Below are 1,325 nucleotides of genomic sequence, written 5' to 3' on the forward strand. Positions count from 1 at the left end.
CAGTAGTGTCCGGTTAAGAGCCAAACGACTCGGTGTAACATCTTGTATTAATATAGCATTCACGGCAAAATGACCATAATCGACTTGAAATCTGATCCCTTTCTAGGGAAATTCTTCGGCAAAACCCTGGAGGGGGGCGCACATGTTTGCCGGACAATTGATTTTCAAGCAGGTTATGGAGTTCATGCCATTGCCAACCTTTCGTCGGTGTGTAGCCAAATACCAAGGAGAGCGCAGGGTAAGAAGGTTCTCCTGTCTCGATCAATTCTTGTGCATGGCCTTTGCCCAAATCACCTACCGAGAGAGTCTTCGCGATATCGAGGCATGTCTACGTTCTCAGCAAAAGAAACTCTATCATATGGGTATCCGTGGCAGAGTTTCCAAATCCACGCTCGCCGACGCCAACGAAAAACGCGACTGGCGGATTTATGCGGAGTTAGCCCAACATCTTATCGCAACTGCTCGCGAACTCTACAAAGAGGATTCGTTCAGCGACGATCTCGACGAGACGGTCTATGCTCTGGATTCAACCACCATCGACTTGTGTCTCTCTGTTTTTCCCTGGGCACCATTTCGCAAAACAAAAGCGGCGATCAGACTCCATACCCTCCTCGACCTCAAAGGAAACATCCCAACATTTATCCATATATCCGACGGCAAATTTCACGATATCAACGCGCTCGATATTTTACCCCTGGAGGTAGGCGCATATTATATCATGGATCGGGGCTACCTGGACTTCGAAAGATTAAACGAATTCAATCAAATACCAGCCTATTTCGTAACTCGTGCCAAATCAAACACCCAATACAAACGACGTTACTCACACCCTGTCGACAGAAGCACTGGCTTGATCTGCGACCAAACGATTGTGCTTACGGGATTCTATGCCAGAAAGGACTACCCGAGAGCACTTCGTCGGGTGAAATTTCGCGACGAGAAGACAGGCAAGTCGCTGGTCTTTCTCACCAACAATTTCACTTTACCGGCGTTGACGATAGCGCAGCTCTATCGCAGTCGCTGGCAAATCGAACTGTTTTTCAAATGGATCAAGCAACACCTCAGAATAAAGAGCTTTTTCGGTACATCGGAGAACGCAGTAAAATCACAAATCTGGATTGCGGTCTCAGTATACGTGCTGGTCGCTATCATGAAAAAGCAGTTCGACTTGCAAGAAAGTCTCTACACAATTTTACAGATTTTGAGCGTCAACGTTTTCGAGAAAGTACCGTTTTATCAATTAGTTACTGAAAGAGATTACAATCAAGAGACCAGGTGCCCCAATAAGCAACTGAATTTATTCGATTAACAATCGGACACTAGTG

At 46.1% G+C, this 1,325-nt stretch carries 1 protein-coding gene; it reads left to right on the top strand.

Annotated features, from left to right (window positions below):
- Positions 1–142 precede the first annotated feature (142 nt).
- A complete protein-coding gene (locus tag BUC26_RS22560) occupies positions 143–1,309 on the top strand; it encodes an IS4 family transposase (RefSeq protein ID WP_073379690.1) in 1,167 nt (388 codons plus the stop codon).
- The last annotated feature ends 16 nt before the right edge of the window (positions 1,310–1,325 follow it).

It is taken from the genome of Desulfofustis glycolicus DSM 9705 (assembly GCF_900130015.1).
Lineage (GTDB): Bacteria > Desulfobacterota > Desulfobulbia > Desulfobulbales > Desulfocapsaceae > Desulfofustis > Desulfofustis glycolicus.